Origin of the sequence: Saccharopolyspora sp. ASAGF58 (assembly GCF_012277335.1) — a bacterium.
Lineage (GTDB): Bacteria > Actinomycetota > Actinomycetes > Mycobacteriales > Pseudonocardiaceae > Saccharopolyspora > Saccharopolyspora hattusasensis.
Genome location: NZ_CP040605.1, coordinates 5,275,325 through 5,291,394 on the forward strand (window position 1 = coordinate 5,275,325; position 16,070 = coordinate 5,291,394).

Consider the following 16,070-nt stretch of genomic DNA (forward strand, 5'->3'; position numbering starts at 1 on the left):
TCTGTGTCGATGGTCCCATTGGCCATCCCCCATGTCGTCCTCGCCATCGGCCTGCTCTGGACTTGGCTGATCATGCCGCTGCCGGTCTATGGCACGCTGCCCAGCAAGACCGACCAGGCTGGCAAGCTGCTTCCGCCCGTGCGTGTCGACACCAGTGATGGGCTCCGCATCGACGGCGAATTGATCGCAGACCGTGAACTTCTCAAGGCTGCGCGCGGGAGCCGGGTGGTGCTGTACTCGGCCGCCGGCAAGGAAGCCGAAGATCTGACTGTCGCTCGTTTCACCCAGGAGACCGGTATTCCGGTCGAACTCACGAGGCTGGCCAACAACAAACTCGCCGAACGTGCCCTTTCCGAGTACGGTGCGGGACGGCTCGGTGCGGACGTGATTCGACTGACGGACCCACGCACTGCCCGCGATTTCAGTGATCGCCGGGTCTTTATGCCCTACCGCACGCCGTTTCATGACGTCTTGAACGAACAGGGCTCACCGCCCAACGAAAGCTGGTTTTCACCCTACTACTTCGTCAAGGCCGTGGGCTACAACTCGGCGATCCTCGACGAGAGTCCACCGGCCGGTTGGCAAGACATCGTGAGTCCCCGCTACGAAGGCAAACTGGGCATCGTGTCAGTGACGACCGGTGGCACGCTGAGTTCCCAATTGCGCTTCGAACTCGAGACGTTCGGTGCGGACTTTGTCGCGGCGCAGGCTCGGCAGGGTGCACGGGTGTTCGACTCGACGTCTACTCAGGTCGATGCGCTCGCTCGCGGTGAGATCACCGTAGCGACAGTGAGTGTGAACAACGCTATTGGCGCTGAGGCCGCAGGCGCTCCCATACGACTGGTGATCCCCAAAGAGGGAGTTTCAGCAACTCAGGGCCCCCTCGAACTGACCGGGAAAGGCGTCGCCAATCCGGCTGCTCGCGTGTTTGCCAACTGGTCACTCTCAAAGTCGGGGCAGCGCTTCGTTGGTGCGCAAGGATTCGTTCCGGTCCGCACGGACATCGGCGTGGTCCGGGCCGGCAGCTACGAACTCCCCATGGCGAATTCGCCACGCTTTCACCTGATGAGCGAAGACGACTTCGCACGGTACGCGCGCGAGGACGAAGATCTCTGGAGGAAACTCTTCGATTACGTCGGCTGAATTCAGGTCGGACTTCTGTCCGAGCACCGTCGCGCCCTGGTCACCGGGCACACCGAGGTGATCACCCGGCCGCGGCAAGGGCCTCCGGCGCGAGTGTGGCCGAAGGACAGCGAGTGTCCGCGTGCCAATTGCGTGACGAAAGGATCGCGACGTCCCGGTCGGGGACGTTGTGCGGGATCCCCGCTCGCACGGGGCCGGATGAGGGTGTCGGGGCGTGATCAACACGCGCATTTCATCGTCGCGCACATGAATTGCCGGCACGCCGGAGCAGAAGACGGACACTACCTGCCGAAGATGGAGGACGGACTCGTTCATGGCGGCGACCAAGACCAAAGCCATCTGCGACAGCGATGACTACGTGATCGATGGGCCGAAGATGTGGCTGACCAACGGCGGTGCCTCCAACCTGATCGCGTTGGTCAAGACCGACGAACGTGCAGGGAAGGCGCAGCAGAACCTGACGACCTTCCTGGTGGAGACGCCGGAGAGGTACGGCGAGGTGCTACCGGGCCGACCACCAGGTTCGCGAGCTTCGCTCTTCAGGCGGTCGCCGGATCCGGTATCGAACTCGCTGAAGATCGGATTCACGCGAGTACGTATGTAGTGGCCGTCGGGTGATATCGAATGAAACATTCGGTCGCCACCACCCTCCTGCCCACCGGCGGCATCGCCGGCACCCCCGAAAACGCCCTCGACTGCGCCTGTCGGCTCCACCTCGCCGCACCCGGCATCTGACCGGGCGACGTGCACAACACCGGACCTGAAGTCAACCCTTGAAAGAATTCTGAAACGGACCACTTACTTCACGGGAGGGGTCGGTGAGTGGGTAGAGGAGGAGGGTGTTCAAGATCAATGTGTGAATAAAGAACTAAACACCCTCCTGGCTGCACTCTACGTGCTCGTCGACGACCACGTTGTTCCCGCCCGCACAGGGCGAGGTCGTTAACCGCTACTCACGGACAGTGAGCTCATTGCTGGCGGGTTCGGGCTCCGCGCCGCCCGAGCCGTCGGCGGAAGCAGTCGCGACGTTTCGGGCAGCCGGTCGTGCAGTGTCCACATCGGACGGTTGGGTGTGCGCGGTGCAGGACCGAGGCCCGTGAGCGTTTTTCGGTGCTATGGCACCCAAAATCACTCACGGCCAGGTGGCGACCTTCGCCGCGGTGGCGCGTGGGGTCGGTAGCGAAACCGCCGCCCCTTACTCACTGACAGTGAGCTGCTGACCTTGGCGGTTGCCCAAGTGCTGTTGCGATATAACGATGAGCGTCGATGGATTCGGCATATCCACAGTGATCAGCAATGGCGTGCCCTGTTCCCGTATCTGCCACAGCAGTCCGGATACAACAAGCGTTTGAGGAACGCGGAACCATTGCTATGCAAAGCGATTATCACACTGGCCGCGTGCTGTCCATCCTGGTTCGACGACCTGTGGATCACCGACGCCACGCCCGTGCCGGTTACGGCTACTGTGCGTCACATTCCCGCTGGTACTGGGGCCTGAAGCTCTCTCTGGTGTGTACCGGGGACGGGATGCCGGTCATGTGGTGCCTGACCGACCCCAAGATCGGCGAACGTGAGGTGCTGGCGGCCTTGCTCGACCACAACCACCCTCTGATCCGTGACGGCCAAGTCCTGCTGGCCGACAAGGGCTTCTCCGGCAAGGAGTTCAAGAAACTCACTGAGGCGATGGCTCTGCGTCTGCTGCGCCCGGACCGCAAGGACGAGACCTACCGCAACGGCAACCTTGGCGGAATACGCCAGTGGATCGAGTCGGTCAACCAGACACTCAAGGGGGACAACTCGGTCTCGAGCAGCACGGCGGACGCACCCCGGCCGGCGTGTTCACCCGCGTCGCCCAGCGTTTACTGGCCATGGCCGCCGGCATCTGGCACAACTGGACCACGCGTTCGATCACTAACACCAACTTCACGGGATCAATCATCTAGACGACTACCCACCCACCCCGGACGCCCATGACACCCACGGAAGGAGTAGAAGCGCCAATTATGACTCAGTTTCGGGATAGTCATGGTAGGCGCAGAAGGGAGCCGCCATGGGTCAGCGTAGTTTGGTGAACAACGGATCCACTCCGGCAGCCACATCCGAGGTGGTGACCACGACCGAGGACGGCGGCATGACCGTCGCGTTCACCTTCGATGACGGCCCCCATCCGACCTACACGCCACAAATGCTCGACCTGCTCGCCAGATATGGGATCCAGGCGACATTTTGCTTGATCGGCGAGCAGGTGCAGGCCTACCCGGACCTGGTCCGCCGGATCGACGCCGAGGGGCACGAGCTGGGCGACCACACGATGACCCACCCCGATCTGACCACCATCAGCGATGAGGCGGGCTACGCCGAAGTCATGGACACCTACTCGCTCATCGTCAACACGACGGGCCGGGACATCGCGTACTTCCGGGCACCATATGGCCACTGGACGGAATACACGAACACGGTCGCGGCCGTCCAGGGCGGCATGCAACCAATCGGCTGGGCCGTGGATACGAATGACTGGCAGCGCCCAGGCGTTCAGGCGATCGTGGACGCCGTGCGCAACGATCCTGCGACGCAAGGAGGCATCGTGCTGATGCATGACGGCGGAGGGGATCGCAGCCAGACCGTCGAGGCGGTGAACCAGCTCATTCCGTATCTGCTCGACCAGGGCTATACATTCGATCTCCCGCTCTACAAGTGACAAACCCGGCGGAGCACGCCGGCGAGCACCAGCGACGAAGCCATCACGTGCAGCCCATGCCGGTGCCGAAACGCATGATCAGGTCGCGGAGTTCTTCGGATACGGGTGGGCGCCCTGGGGAGGATGGCTGGGTCCATTTCTTCTTTACCAGGTGCTGGTGCCAGGTGAGCAGCGTGCGTGGGGTGACGATCCGGTGGCCGCAGAGGGGCCGAGGTAGGAGCCGCGCGAGTGCGGCCAGTCTGGCGGTGACCCGCCGCCCATCGCGGCTGATCGCTGCGGACGGCACACCGCACCCGCGGCGCTTCGCCTTCGGGGTACCGACGGAGTCGGTGCACTGGGTCACGGCCGCGGGAGTGCGACCGGGCGTCAACTCGGTGATTCTCGGCGAAGCCGACAGCATCGCGCGCGAGTCCCTGCGGCTGGTGGCCGCGTCCCGCGCACGAACCGAGCTGTACTCCGATGGCTACGTTCCGCTTGCCTGGCTCCCGACCAGCGGTGCCCTGCACCGCGACAGCCGACCGGCGAACCCGGTGGTGCCGCTGGTGCAGGACCTGACCGGCTTGGTCGCGGCGGAAGATGCCGCGATGGCCGACTACGTGCACCGGGGCAGCGCCAGCCAGGACATCCTCGACACCGCCATGATGCTGATCGCGGCACAGGTGCTCGAACACCTCCAGGCGGACCTGCGGCGCGGCCGGCACGATGGCGGGGTATGCCGAGTACGCGGCGGAACCGGGCGAGCACGGCCTGCGGCTGGCGGCTGCGATGGCGTCCGAGCTCGGGCTCACCGAACCGCCCTTGCCCTGGCACGCCCTGCGCACGCCGATCGCGGAACTCGGCGCGGTGCTGTCCATGGTCACCGGGGCACTCGGCAAGTTCGCGCTCGACGTGCAGGGCATGTCGCGCACCGAGGTCGCGGAGGTCGCCGAGCCCGCTGCCGAGGGTAGGGGAGCGTCGTCGGCGATGCCGCAGAAGCGCAATCCGGTGCTCGCGACGCTGATGATCGCGGCGTCGCGGCAGGTTCCCGCGGCAGCAGCGGTGCTGGCGCAGAGCCTGGTCGCCGAGGACGAGCGGGCACCGGGTGCGTGGCACGCCGAGTGGCTACGCTGCGGGAGTGTCTCCGCGCTGCCGGCGGCGCCGCGCACACGGCGACGGAGCTGGCCGGGGGACTGGTCGTGAACACCGCGAGGATGCGCGAGAACCTGCTGCTGACGGGATCGGCAGTGGTGTCCGAACGTATCAACGCGACTCTGGCCCCTTTGCTGGGCCGTGCCACCGCGAAGAAGCTGCCGGGCCGGATCGCGGCAGCGGCAACCGAGGGCAGGGCCACGTACGAAGAACTTCTCACCGCCGCACCGGAGCTGCGCGAAGCCGGTGTGTCCGCCGCGACGGTGCGCGGCCTGCTCGATCCGGAGGACTACCTGGGCGCAGCGCCGTTGCTGGTCGATCGTGCACTCGCTCGCTATCGGCGCGCACTCTCCAGCACCTGAGCTGTCAGTGATGCCGACCAGGTGTCTGAGATCTGGTCAAGATCCCCGGCGGCGACCTCTCGGTGGCGTGGGATGTCCGCGGGTCAGGAATTTCTTCGAGGAGGCATGAGGACATCCTTCCAGCAGGAACCAATCCTGCCAACGTGGTGTCCACTACCCCGGGGGAACCTCATTCCACCACGAATCGCAGCCGTTCGCGACCTCCACAGCGGTGCGCAGCACGCGCCTCAGACGGCTACCAGGCCGGACTGTTGGGGCGGCCCTACTGCACCGACACCTTGTTGAACGGCAGCAGCGGGTCCAGGCATGGGAATACTACGAACAAGAGCAGCACCACCACGCCCAGGAACAGCGCGACCGCGAGGGCGAGCTTCGCGCCCACCGGCCCGGGCAGGTGCCGCCAGATCCAGCCGTACATCTATCCCTCCCCGAGGGCTTGTAGCAGTTGGGCGTAGGTCGCGCCGTTCCCCTTCGGGTACTGGTTGGTCAGCGCCGCGTGCACGATGAGCCGTTGCCGGTCCGAGAACTGGGGGTGGCAAGTGGTCAGCGTGAGCAGCGCGACCTGCTGGGCGGCCGGCAGCACGTCGGCAGGCTTGTGCGGCACCGGAGCGATCACCTGGACCTGGTCCGGGTTCACCACCTCGCGGCCCACAGTCTGACCGTAGGGACCGCCGTCCGGCGCGTTCGTCCGCAGCGTGCTGACCGGCGCACACTTCGGGTCGCGGCCCTTGCCGGTGCCCCAGCCGGCGATCTCGTCGGCGTACGGCAGCACGCGGTACACGAAGAGGTCGGTCTGGGTCTCGATGACGATCGCGTCACACGAGCTAAGCAGGTCGATATCGTTGAACGGCGAACCCTTGCCGACACGGTGCCCGGCGACCGCGAAGTTGCCGGGTTCGCCGGGAAGCGCTGTGCCCTTGTAGTGCCCGGGCCCGATCTCCAGCGACTTGTCGGCTGTCCCCTGCTGGATGGTGAAGTGGTAGTCGGCGCCGAAGCTGGGGATATAGATCTTGGCGAAGGCCTGGCCGTCGATCAGCTCGGAATGCAGCTGACGGCCCTTGGCCCAGTCGCCCTCCAAGGTCGAGGCGGCGTCGGTTTGCTTCCCGGCGGAGACCAGGTCGGTCACGTACAACTCGTAGACCGCGAACAGCAGGACCACTAGGCCCGCCGTGATCAGTAACTCGCCCAGGGTGCGGACAGTCTTCCTACCATGGCCGGGCGACGACTTCGGCGGAGATGCTTGCCGTATCGCCATGCGTGCTCCTCTCGTCGGCTCGGTGTTCGGCCCGATGGGCGGGAAGGTACCGCTCGCCGGCCGCCACCACTGGTCTGTGCCCGCGACCGCCCTCAGCGCCACTCGTGGCCTTGTAGTCGGCGCGGAACGGTTCGAGGGCAGCAGCGAAAAGTCGAGCAGGCTGTTGGCCGCGGAGCCCTCTTGAGGGTGTCAGTAGCCGCTCAGGGCGTGGTTCACTTTGTCCGATGCGTCGATTCGTGCTTGTTCTCGGAACTTTCACCCTGGTCACCGCCCTGGCCGCGGCGGCCTGCTCGCAGCGGTCAGGACCGGCCACCGCGCCGCCCCCGTCCAGCGTGCCGCCGTCGGCCACCACCACCTCCGCTGCCCCGGCACTGCCGCCCGAGTCGCAGCCGGTAGCGGCGGGACCGTGTCCCTACCTCGCCACCGACTTCGTCGCCGGGGCCAATGGCCAGCGGGTGTCGGAGGTGAAGCTCTCGGCCGACCACCCCCATCCGGCGTGCTTCTTCTACGACCGGGCCGGAAACGTCCAGTTGACCGTGCGCATCTACGTCGGCGAACCCGCCGTGGCGACGGCTCTGGTGAACCACGCGGCGCCCGTGGACAGCAGCAATCCTGCGACCGAACCCACCGGCTGGCAGGGCGGATACCAGCAGACGGGCGGGGGTGCGGTCTACGCGGTCGCGAAGCAGGGCGTGGCGATCGTGGTCACCACCGACCAGATGCAGACGGTCAAGGCGAGAACCGTTACGAAACAAGTAGTTTCCGCGCTCGGCCGCTGACGCAGACGGCCTGAGGAGGCCAGTCGATCTGGTACTCCGCCGCTCGCCACCTGCGGCAGCGAAGGACCAGCATCCGGGTTCGGTGTACCAATGGCTGTGGGCAATCCGTGTACCTGAAAGCAAAGAAGAAAACTCCCGTCGGTGGCAACCGGCGCGTACCTCAACAACTCCTGCGCCACGTCGACCGCCGCCCCGCGCCGCAGCGACTCGGTCCCACAGGAGTGGTGGACTGTGTGCGGGCCGAACACCAATCCGGCGGCTGAGTTTCGCCAACTCGACCTGCTCGGCGGTTTCCTTCCGCGTTTGGCTCAAGACGATGTCTCCACGATACGAGGGGCAGACTGCTGGAAAGGACGCGTTGTCATGGGTTCAGACGAGATGAGTAGTTCTTGACAGTCGAGAGCGGGAAGAAGTCCCAGCTCGTTGTCATCCACCGGGTGCACCGTTCGAAGGCCCAGCCAGACAGAGCTCGACAGGCGTGGTCTGCCCGCCCGCGCTATCCCGGATCGCAGGCGGGCAGACCACCCGTTTTTTCAGCGTTGCTTGGCGCGACGCTTCCGGCTCACGAACACGAATGCCGCACCCGCACCGAGGAGCACTACACCGAGGAAGATCATCTCCGGCAGGCTGGAAATACCGGTGTCGGCCAGCGAGTCCGTCCGCGTGTTGGACGGGGGCGGCGTGGTGGGCATCGGGGGCGTCGGCGGCACAGACGTCGGCGGTGTCGATGTCGGCGGCATCGGGGTCGTCGGCGGTTCCTGTGGGATGTACACGCCGGCGTCGATCGTGTGATCAACACCTCCTGGGTTGGTCGGCGCCGTGACAGGTGCGTATCCGTTGCACAGTTGCCCGGTGGTCGGCGGGATCACGTTGGAGTCATGTGCCCGGTCCTCGCCGGCCAGCGGGAGTGTGAACCGCAGCTCGGTAGCCGGCGGCTGGCTTGGCACCTTGCTGGTGTTCGCGGTACACACGTCGAATTGCACGGTGTACTTCGCACCCGGCGTGAGCTCGTAGGCCGCGCCGACACCACCAAAGTAGTACTCGCCGGCGGCATCGGTCTTGGTCGTGGCGACCTGCTTACCGCTGGCGTCCAACAGGTTGATCGTCGCACCCGGCAGCGGCACCTGTCCGGGGTCCTGGATTCCGTTGTGGTCGCCGTCGAACCACACCACGTTGCCGATCTGGACCGGCGCATTCGCCGCCGTATAGGCGATATCGCCGAGCCCACCGGCCTTACCGAATCCGTTCTGCGCCCGACCCACGAACTCGTAGGCGTTGGCGGCCGGGTTGTTACCGGGACCCTCGCCGGTCTTGATGTTGTGGTAACCGGTTCCGCTGGTTTCGACGTGGACGGTCGGGTCGAACTCCGTGCTGATGACCCATTGCTGCTGCGGAATGTAGGCCACCGCGCCTAGCGCGGTTTCCTGGTGCCCGGCGGAAAAGAATTCGCCCGGAAAGTATTCGACGACACCATTGCCCTGGCCGCCGTCGGTGGCGGGTTTCGCGTGGTTGGGGCAGTTTCCGGTGCCTTCCCACGAGTATCCACCGGCGGGATTGGCGCAGGCCATGTTGATGTCACCACCGGACATGCCGAGTTCCGGGGTGTTGTTGCCCGGCCGAGGGTCCAGCCCCCTCGCACTGAGAACGTCCATGAACCGGTCGCGGAAACCCAGGATCATCGAACCGTCACGGGCGAAGGCCAGGCTGGCCAACGCTGGCTGCGGATTGATGAAGGCGCCGCCCAGGCGGAATTCGTCCCAGCTTGACAGGTCGGTGTTCCACGGGTTCCAGTGGTTGTTCTGTCCCGCGCTCGGGCTACCGGCAAAGACGTCACCGCGCTCGGCCGTAAGCGGATGGGTCAGCACCGTGCTGAATTGCTCGCCGTCGTAGGCGTAGACGACAGCCTTCAGGTCCGCCCGGTTCTGTGTGCTTTCCGCGGAACACACGCCACCGACATAAAGCGTGTTGTTGTACGTTTCAAGCCCGAACGGCCGCCAGTCGGTGGGCGCCGCGCAACCCGGATCCGGGATCGGCACCGTCGCTTCGGGTTGTAATGCGGTGGCCCCGGTTGCATCGAAGCTCACCAGGGTCCGGGTCAGCAGATTCACCGCGTACAGCGTCGCGCCGTCTTCCGACAGGGCCAGGCCACCGATGCTCTCCTTACCCGGCGCGTTGGTGAACCCGGGATCCTTAATCATGTTCGCGGTGTCGTGCGGCGTCACCGCGGCGCCCGGCACCTTCGCGAACAGGGTCGGCGCGCTTCCGCCCTTGACCGGCACGGTGTAGATGGCGTCACCGCCATCTGGCCCGTATGGGGCGTGCCGCCGGGCGAACTCGCTCTGGAACAGCCGCTGCCGGTACCTGTCGTAGGCCAGCCCGAAAGTCGTGCCCACCTGGGATTGCGTGGCGAGCGTGGTCGGACACGCCACGTCGCTGGGACACGTACCCCGGGTGTTCATTCCGAACGCCACCAATGCCCGGGTGTCGGTCCCACCAGCACCACTCTGGATCGGCACGAAATACCGGGAATCGGGGAGCGTGTAGTCGGCCGGGTTCCAGACCCCGGTGATTACCGAGGCGTTCTTGCCGCCCGACACGTCCACGAACGTGGTGAAGCTGTCGAAGTGGTTCGCCGCCGTCGAGGCCGGCGCCGCCCGCAAATAATTGCTGTAGGGAGCCGGAACAGTGACGTCGACGCGGTACTGGCCGCCGGTCAGCACGGTCGACGACGACACGACGACTTTTCCGGTGGCATCCGTGGTGCCGGTGACGTGATGGCCGGTGGGGTCGGAAACGTAAACCTTCATGCCCTGCTGCGGCACATCCATGGTGGCGTTGATCACGCCGGTGCCAAAGAAATCGCGCAGCACCTCGACCGTCAGTGTGCCGTCAGCCGCCGAAGCCCCGGCCGCCCCCACCATCGGGCCTGTCGCGCTGCCTATCAGCAACAGTCCGGATAACCCCACACGCGCCAGTCGGCCCGTACGTTTCCCGGCTGTCCGGCTGAATCCTCTACCGGCTCGGTTCATAGCTATAGTTGTCCCCTTGTCAGGCGAGCAAGAACCGGCCTATACAACCAGAACGATGCACCGCATATACACCCAAATGCCGGGTGAATTGGGGGGTGAATCGGTGGGCCTGTTAACGTTGCGCGGCGTGCGGAGTATGAGAGTCCGGCAGCGTGGTCTGCGGCGTGGTGCTGGCCTGCGCCGGTGGCTGCGGCCATGGTGGGTGGTGGCCGTCGTGGGCTTTGCGGGTGTCGCGGTGGTCGCGTTTCTTGTCGTTGGTGGCGGTTCGGGCCCTGCCGGTCCGCGTGCTTTGACCTCGGATGAGGCGAACCGGCTGGCGATTACGCGGTTTCGCAATTACCAGGCGGGGGGCCGCGCGGTGACGATCACCGTGCCGAGTACCGCTGGTGGGCTGGTGATCAGCGGGTCGATCGACTACCGCGCCAAACTCGGGTACGGCGTGGTGCATGGTACCGGGCGTGATACGTCCAGCGACGGGCTGATCGAATGGACGGCCGACACCGTGCTTGTCCATCCGATGGCGAACGCCCCGGCGGAAGCACCGGCATCGCCGCCCGGGCCGGGTTGGTTCAGCCGTCCGCTGCACACGACCGGCAGTGCGCTGGACGCCTCGTTGGCCATCGCGCTCGGTCTCGGCAGCGACCGGCCTGACAACGCCGCACTACTGCCGCAGAACGGCGCCACCTGGAGGGGACAGGACCAGTGGGACGGGCACCAGGTGGACGTCATGACCGGGCCGGATGCCGGTGCCAAGCCCGGTACGGGGGGCACCGTGCGCTACTGGATCGGCTCGGACGGCACGATGTACCGGGTTCAGGTCGAGGTGGCTTCCCAAGCGCGGCCAGTGGTCATCGATTTCGACACCGGGGAATATGTTCCGGTTCAGCCGGTACCCGGAGTCGGCCCGAGACCGTAGCCGCCGTTCAGGATGGCGCGCCACACTGTCCGTTGCCGACCGTCGGCTGGACGTTTCCCCCCCCCGCAGGAGGCAGTCTTCGGTCGGTACCGAGCCACCGGCGTGCCTCTCTCCGGGGGCACCATCACCTCGGACCCGGCCCTCGGCGCCAAAACCCCGGACGGGCGCTACCTCATCCCGGCAGACGCCCACGTCCGCAGAGCAAACTCCAACGTCGTTGGCGTCGGCCTCATGCTCCGTCGCTCCTACAGCACCGACGAACCCACCCCCGGCCTGCTTTTCATCAGCTTCCAGAACGACATACGAACATTCACCAACACCCTGACCCGGATGGATCATTCCGACGCACTGCTGGAATTCACCACCACCACTGCCAGCGCGACCATCACCACCGCCAGCGCGACCTTCCTGACACTCCCCGGATTCGACCAACAACACCCACTTGGCGCCACACTGTTCCACTGAACAGATCTACCACAGTGGACAGTTGTGATTAAGAATCCATAGTGGACATCAAAGCACGCCAAGCTCGTGAGCCCGCATCAGCGCGTCCTCGCGGCTGGACGCCTCCAGCTTGCGGTAGACGCTTTTCACCTGCGTGCGCACGGTGTTGACGGACACGACAAGCTTGCGCGCGACCTCCGCGATGGTCAGGCCGGCGCCCAGTTCGGTGAGTACCACCTGCTCGCGGTTGCTCAGTTCGACTAGCTGGACGCGTTCCGGGAACACCGGCCGGGTCCGCGCCAGGCGCTGTGCTGCCTCATCGGTCAGGGGGATGCGGGCCAGCCGGAACAGGTCGTCCCGATCGGCCGGCGACAACGAGGCGAGCGAGAGTACTTCATCGGGGGTGCGCACGTGGCTGACCAGCTGAACTGCCCGGTGGGCCTCTTCCTCGTCGCCCATCCGCAGCGCGGCGATCGTCCTGAGGAGCAGCAACTGCCGGGCGTCCCGGCGTGAGATGGTTTCGTGCCAGGAAATGCGCGAGGTTATCGCGCGGACCGCCTCGTATTCGCCGTTGAGCAGGCGGAGCCGGGCGGCAGGCAGCGTGAGCCACGACGCTTGCGGGTCCGCTTCCTTGATCAACCGGAGTGCGCGGGTGGCCTGGCCGGTGGCGATCAGCAGCTCGACGTGGGCGCGTCGCATCACCCGCACGGCGGTGCCCTGTTTGACGAGCGCGGGCGCGTGGCTGAGCCGGAGCATGCCGAGATGGGCCAGCGACGTCACCCGATCGCCGAGATACAGCCCATGTGCAAACACCAGCGCCGCTATGAAGGGCCAGACTTCCAGCTGTTTGGTGCCGTCACCGGTGATCTCCAGGCAGTTCGCGAGGCTCGCCTCGTCGTAGCGGTCCAGCGCGTCCCAGCCCTCGGCGATCGTCCCACCCACGGTGAGCAGGAACCGGATCCGCTGGGACGGCGATGCGAAGCCACGCATCCGGTCAAGCCACTGCCGCGCGATGGCACCGTGCCCAAGATCGGCGAAGATCATGGCGAGATTTGCCGTCGCGTTGAGGGCAGTGGCCGCCGTTATCGGCTCGACCGTCGCGTGCTCATACGCGTGGCGGTACAACTCGACCGCGGCCGGAAAGTCATCCATCAACGAACGCGTCAGACCACGTTGCATCGGAAGCCAGCCAGTGCGCGGTACCACATCGACGCCGGGCAGCGGGCTGAGCTGCGCCGCGCGGGCGGTCAGGCGCTGTCCCAACTCCTCGGCCTCGGCACACGCCCCTTGCATGCGTAACCCGATCATCGCCGCGGTGCCGACTGTGACCAGTGTCGCCACCGAAGTCTCGCCCGCGATGTCCATCGTGGCCGCCAGGCGAGTACCGAGTTCCGTGTAGTGGCGCAGGTACGGCCGGAGCTCGCTGACGTCTGATTGGTTCGCCGCGTGGTAAGCGCTGATCCACGAGATCATCAGGCGCGGTCGCGCGCGCAGCTCCTCGTCCGGCACCTGGCTAAGCACGAAAAGCAGCCGGGCGGCGAGTTCGCCCTCCACCGCGAGGATGTGCTGGTCGCACCAAGCTTCGAGTGCGGTCCAGTCGCGGTCCTCGGCGGTCCTGGCTAACGCTTCCGGTAGATCGGCTACTGAGACACGAGCGGGTTGAGTGCTGTCCGGCACCGTCGCCGCCCCTCCCTGAACCAAGCCGATAGATCTCACCCACAAGTATGAGGCACTGGCACTTCGCGCGGGTGACCTACGGGAAATCCGCCACTGATGTCACCCGATCGGGACTGATGCCGCTTGATCGGGTAGGAGCGTTCGTCTTGATCAGATAAGGAGTGGTTGCAGATTGGTTTTGCGTGGCGGTGCGGGTGGCGGAACCTCATCAACCAGGTGACCAGCTGAATAGCCCACCCACCGCCCGCCCGAAGCCGCACGCTGAGTGCCCGCGCAAACTTCGCGCCCGCGCCAATTCGCTCCGGCGGGAGCTCGGTTCCCTGCCACGATTGATGGTTTCGCAATTGATCAAAAGGGCCGAAAGCCACAACCCGCCCGGTGATTCGGACATATAGCTGAAGAGTTGAGCGTGGGAGCGGGCCGACCTACGCTCGTTCGAGAGAGGTCCCACGCTCGGCCGAACATCCTGGAATCGGGCCTGCCAAGGTGGTTCTTTCCGAACCGGTGACCCGACTCATCGCGCGGCCGCGGTTCCACTCCGCACTTCTTGGCCAGGCTCGTCGACGCAGCACAGGCGTAGACCGCGGGCACGGAGGGGGCGCAGCAATGACCGACCTGGACACGCTGTCGGTGAACACGATTCGCGGTCTGTGCATGGACGCGATCCAGAAGGCGAATTCCGGGCATCCCGGGACTCCTATGGGTATGGCGCCTGTCGCATACACGCTGTGGCAGCGGTTCTTGCGCTTCGATCCCGCCGATCCCATCTGGCCGAATCGCGACCGTTTCGTGCTCTCCGAGGGCCACGCTTCTGCCTTGCTCTGGTCGCTCCTGTACCTGACGGGCGTCCGCGCGGTCGATCCCGACTACGAGGTGTTAGGCCGCCGGGCGGTAGCCATCGACGATCTGAAGTCCTTCCGGCAGCTCGATTCGCGCTGCCCAGGTCACCCCGAGTACCGGTGGACGAGCGGCGTCGAGACGACCACCGGCCCGCTCGGCCAGGGGGTGGCCACCTCCGCCGGGATGGCGATCGCCGGGCAGTGGCTGGCGGCGAGATACAACCGTGAAAACTTCACGCTCTTCGACTTCGACGTGTACGCGCTCGCCGGGGATGGCTGCATGATGGAGAGCATCTGCTCCGAGGCCGCGTCGCTGGCCGGGCACTTGCAGCTGTCCAACCTGTGCTGGATTTACGACTCCAACCGGGTCACCATCGAGGGCCACACGGGCATCACCTTCACCGAGGACGTTGCCGCTCGCTTCCTGGCCTACGGCTGGAACGTGACCACCGTTGCCGATGCCAACGACCTCGATCAGATCGGCCGCGCCTTCCACACCTTCCGGGCCGAGGCCGAGCGTCCGACCTTGGTTCTGGTGCACAGTCACATCGGCTACGGCTCGCCGGTCGAGGATTCACCGAAGGCACACGGAGCCCCGTTCGGGCCGGAGGGGGTCAAAGCCACCAAGCGCGTCCTCGGAATTCCGCCGGACGCCGACTTCCACATTCCCGACGGTGTGCCCGACTGGTTCGCCCAAGGTATTGGTGCGCGGGGCGCCGAGTTGCGCACCGGCTGGGAGAAGACGTTCGACGCCTACCGCAGCGCACACCCCGATCTCGCCGATGAGCTGGAGCGGATCCAGCGTCGAGAGCTCCCGGAAGGCTGGGACACCGCGCTGCCTACCTTCCCAGCCGATCCGTTGGGTTTGGCGACTCGCGATTCGTCGGGCCAGGCGCTGAACGCCGTGGCCGAGGCGGTTCCGTGGGTTCTCGGCGGGTCCGCCGACTTGGCACCGTCGACCAAGACCCGGCTCACATTCGGCGGAGCGGGCGATTTGCAGCCCGACGACCGGTCCGGGCGCAACCTGCACCTCGGCGTCCGGGAGCATGGGGCTGCCGCCGTCGCCAATGGAATGGCGCTGACGAAGCTCCGTCCGTACTGGTCCGGGTTCCTGATCTTCTCCGACTACGCCAAGGCAGCCATCCGCCTCTCCGCGTTGATGGAGATCCCCACCGTCCACATCTTCACCCACGACTCCATCGGGGTCGGCGAGGACGGACCCACTCACCAGCCCGTCGAGCAGCTCGCAGGGCTGCGCGCAACACCCGGGCTGCTCGTCTTCCGACCCGCCGACGCGAACGAGGTCGTCGAAACCTGGCGGGTGGTCACGGCCCTCCGCCGGGAGCCCGCAGCGCTGATCCTCTCCCGCCAGGTCCTTCCCACCTTCGACCGCGGTCGACTCGGTGCGGCCAGCGGTGTCGCGCGGGGTGCCTACGTGCTGGCGGACGTGCCCTCCGGCGAGCCCGAGGTGATCCTGCTGGCCACCGGCTCCGAGGTGTCGTTGGCCTTGGCCGCGCATGACAAGCTCACCGACGAGGGCATCGCGTCCCGGGTGGTGAGAATGCCGTGCTGGGAGCTGTTCGACCGCCAGCCGCGGGAGTACCGCGATCAGGTGCTGCCACCTGCGGTGACGGCCAGGGGCGCGGTGGAACAGGCCTCCACACTCGGCCGGGACCGGTATGTCGGTGCCGGCGGAGCCATCGTCGGTATGCACACCTTCGGTGCCTCCGCACCCCTCAAACAGCTGCTCATCCGTCGTTACCGCGCCCTGAAACGCTAGGGCCCGTCCCACAGGAGTGC

The 16,070-nt window shown here is 65.9% G+C and carries 14 protein-coding genes and 1 pseudogene; 10 read left to right on the top strand and 5 right to left on the bottom strand.

Annotated features, from left to right (window positions below):
- The first annotated feature begins 18 nt into the window (after positions 1-18).
- The 4 genes and pseudogenes from FDZ84_RS24915 to FDZ84_RS24930 all read left to right on the top strand — a co-directional run bounded on the left by FDZ84_RS24915 (position 19) and on the right by FDZ84_RS24930 (position 3,841).
- On the top strand, positions 19-1,143 hold the full coding sequence (locus FDZ84_RS24915) for an ABC transporter substrate-binding protein (protein ID WP_246868402.1): 1,125 nt from the start codon (positions 19-21) through the stop codon (positions 1,141-1,143).
- Between the two features lie 313 nt (positions 1,144-1,456).
- A complete protein-coding gene (locus FDZ84_RS40970; RefSeq protein WP_210435095.1) occupies positions 1,457-1,747 on the top strand; it encodes a hypothetical protein in 291 nt (96 codons plus the stop codon).
- A gap of 585 nt (positions 1,748-2,332) precedes the next feature.
- Positions 2,333-3,086, top strand: a pseudogene (locus FDZ84_RS24925) (IS982 family transposase); the annotation flags it as partial.
- A 164-nt stretch (positions 3,087-3,250) separates the two neighbouring features.
- Positions 3,251-3,841: a polysaccharide deacetylase family protein gene (locus FDZ84_RS24930; RefSeq protein ID WP_168587866.1), complete on the top strand. Its 591-nt coding sequence runs from the start codon at positions 3,251-3,253 to the stop codon at positions 3,839-3,841.
- A 43-nt stretch (positions 3,842-3,884) separates the two neighbouring features.
- Here the strand turns inward: FDZ84_RS24930 and FDZ84_RS37980 are convergent, their stop codons facing one another.
- On the bottom strand, positions 3,885-4,211 hold the full coding sequence (locus FDZ84_RS37980) for a hypothetical protein (protein WP_210435824.1): 327 nt from the start codon (positions 4,209-4,211) through the stop codon (positions 3,885-3,887).
- Positions 4,212-4,543: 332 nt separating this feature from the next.
- Between FDZ84_RS37980 and FDZ84_RS39280 the strand changes: the two genes are divergently transcribed.
- Together FDZ84_RS39280 and FDZ84_RS39285 are read left to right on the top strand one after the other, a co-directional pair.
- Positions 4,544-5,020: a lyase family protein gene (locus FDZ84_RS39280; RefSeq protein WP_246868403.1), complete on the top strand. Its 477-nt coding sequence runs from the start codon at positions 4,544-4,546 to the stop codon at positions 5,018-5,020.
- Positions 5,021-5,031: 11 nt separating this feature from the next.
- Complete coding sequence (locus tag FDZ84_RS39285; RefSeq protein WP_246868404.1) at positions 5,032-5,331, top strand: hypothetical protein; 300 nt, start codon at positions 5,032-5,034, stop codon at positions 5,329-5,331.
- Positions 5,332-5,593: 262 nt separating this feature from the next.
- On the opposite strand, the gene FDZ84_RS24945 is transcribed toward FDZ84_RS39285, so the two are convergent.
- Both FDZ84_RS24945 and FDZ84_RS24950 read right to left on the bottom strand, forming a co-directional pair.
- Positions 5,594-5,749, bottom strand: coding sequence for a hypothetical protein (locus FDZ84_RS24945; RefSeq protein WP_168587867.1), 156 nt, complete (start codon positions 5,747-5,749; stop codon positions 5,594-5,596).
- A complete protein-coding gene (locus tag FDZ84_RS24950; protein WP_168587868.1) occupies positions 5,750-6,586 on the bottom strand; it encodes a class E sortase in 837 nt (278 codons plus the stop codon).
- A 224-nt stretch (positions 6,587-6,810) separates the two neighbouring features.
- Here FDZ84_RS24950 and FDZ84_RS24955 point away from each other — a divergent pair, with 224 nt between their 5' ends.
- The gene (locus tag FDZ84_RS24955; protein WP_168587869.1) at positions 6,811-7,365 is read left to right on the top strand and encodes a DUF2020 domain-containing protein; all 555 of its coding nucleotides are present in this window, start codon (positions 6,811-6,813) and stop codon (positions 7,363-7,365) included.
- 533 nt (positions 7,366-7,898) lie between these two features.
- Here the strand turns inward: FDZ84_RS24955 and FDZ84_RS24960 are convergent.
- Entirely contained in the window at positions 7,899-10,313 is a 2,415-nt protein-coding gene (locus FDZ84_RS24960; RefSeq protein WP_246868405.1) for an SdrD B-like domain-containing protein, read from the bottom strand.
- Positions 10,314-10,752: 439 nt separating this feature from the next.
- Here FDZ84_RS24960 and FDZ84_RS24965 point away from each other — a divergent pair, with 439 nt between their 5' ends.
- Positions 10,753-11,310, top strand: coding sequence for a hypothetical protein (locus FDZ84_RS24965; protein ID WP_246868406.1), 558 nt, complete (start codon positions 10,753-10,755; stop codon positions 11,308-11,310).
- A 12-nt stretch (positions 11,311-11,322) separates the two neighbouring features.
- Positions 11,323-11,775 (top strand): Dyp-type peroxidase domain-containing protein, encoded by a 453-nt coding sequence (locus tag FDZ84_RS24970; protein WP_256413561.1) that lies wholly within the window; start codon positions 11,323-11,325, stop codon positions 11,773-11,775.
- A 48-nt stretch (positions 11,776-11,823) separates the two neighbouring features.
- On the opposite strand, the gene FDZ84_RS24975 is transcribed toward FDZ84_RS24970, so the two are convergent.
- On the bottom strand, positions 11,824-13,431 hold the full coding sequence (locus tag FDZ84_RS24975) for a LuxR C-terminal-related transcriptional regulator (protein WP_168587871.1): 1,608 nt from the start codon (positions 13,429-13,431) through the stop codon (positions 11,824-11,826).
- Between the two features lie 606 nt (positions 13,432-14,037).
- Here FDZ84_RS24975 and tkt point away from each other — a divergent pair.
- Entirely contained in the window at positions 14,038-16,050 is a 2,013-nt protein-coding gene (tkt, locus tag FDZ84_RS24980) for a transketolase (RefSeq protein WP_168587872.1), read from the top strand.
- The last annotated feature ends 20 nt before the right edge of the window (positions 16,051-16,070 follow it).

Excerpts from the sequence above, each read along its gene's own strand:
- FDZ84_RS40970 (WP_210435095.1), top strand. The coding sequence starts at position 1,457 with ATGGCGGCGACCAAGACCAAAGCCATCTGCGACAGCGATGACTACGTG.
- FDZ84_RS39280 (WP_246868403.1), top strand. The coding sequence starts at position 4,544 with ATGGCGGGGTATGCCGAGTACGCGGCGGAACCGGGCGAGCACGGCCTG.
- FDZ84_RS39285 (WP_246868404.1), top strand. The coding sequence starts at position 5,032 with ATGCGCGAGAACCTGCTGCTGACGGGATCGGCAGTGGTGTCCGAACGT.
- FDZ84_RS24945 (WP_168587867.1), bottom strand. The coding sequence starts at position 5,749 with ATGTACGGCTGGATCTGGCGGCACCTGCCCGGGCCGGTGGGCGCGAAG.
- FDZ84_RS24950 (WP_168587868.1), bottom strand. The coding sequence starts at position 6,586 with ATGGCGATACGGCAAGCATCTCCGCCGAAGTCGTCGCCCGGCCATGGT.
- FDZ84_RS24955 (WP_168587869.1), top strand. The coding sequence starts at position 6,811 with ATGCGTCGATTCGTGCTTGTTCTCGGAACTTTCACCCTGGTCACCGCC.
- FDZ84_RS24970 (WP_256413561.1), top strand. The coding sequence starts at position 11,323 with ATGGCGCGCCACACTGTCCGTTGCCGACCGTCGGCTGGACGTTTCCCC.
- tkt (WP_168587872.1), top strand. The coding sequence starts at position 14,038 with ATGACCGACCTGGACACGCTGTCGGTGAACACGATTCGCGGTCTGTGC.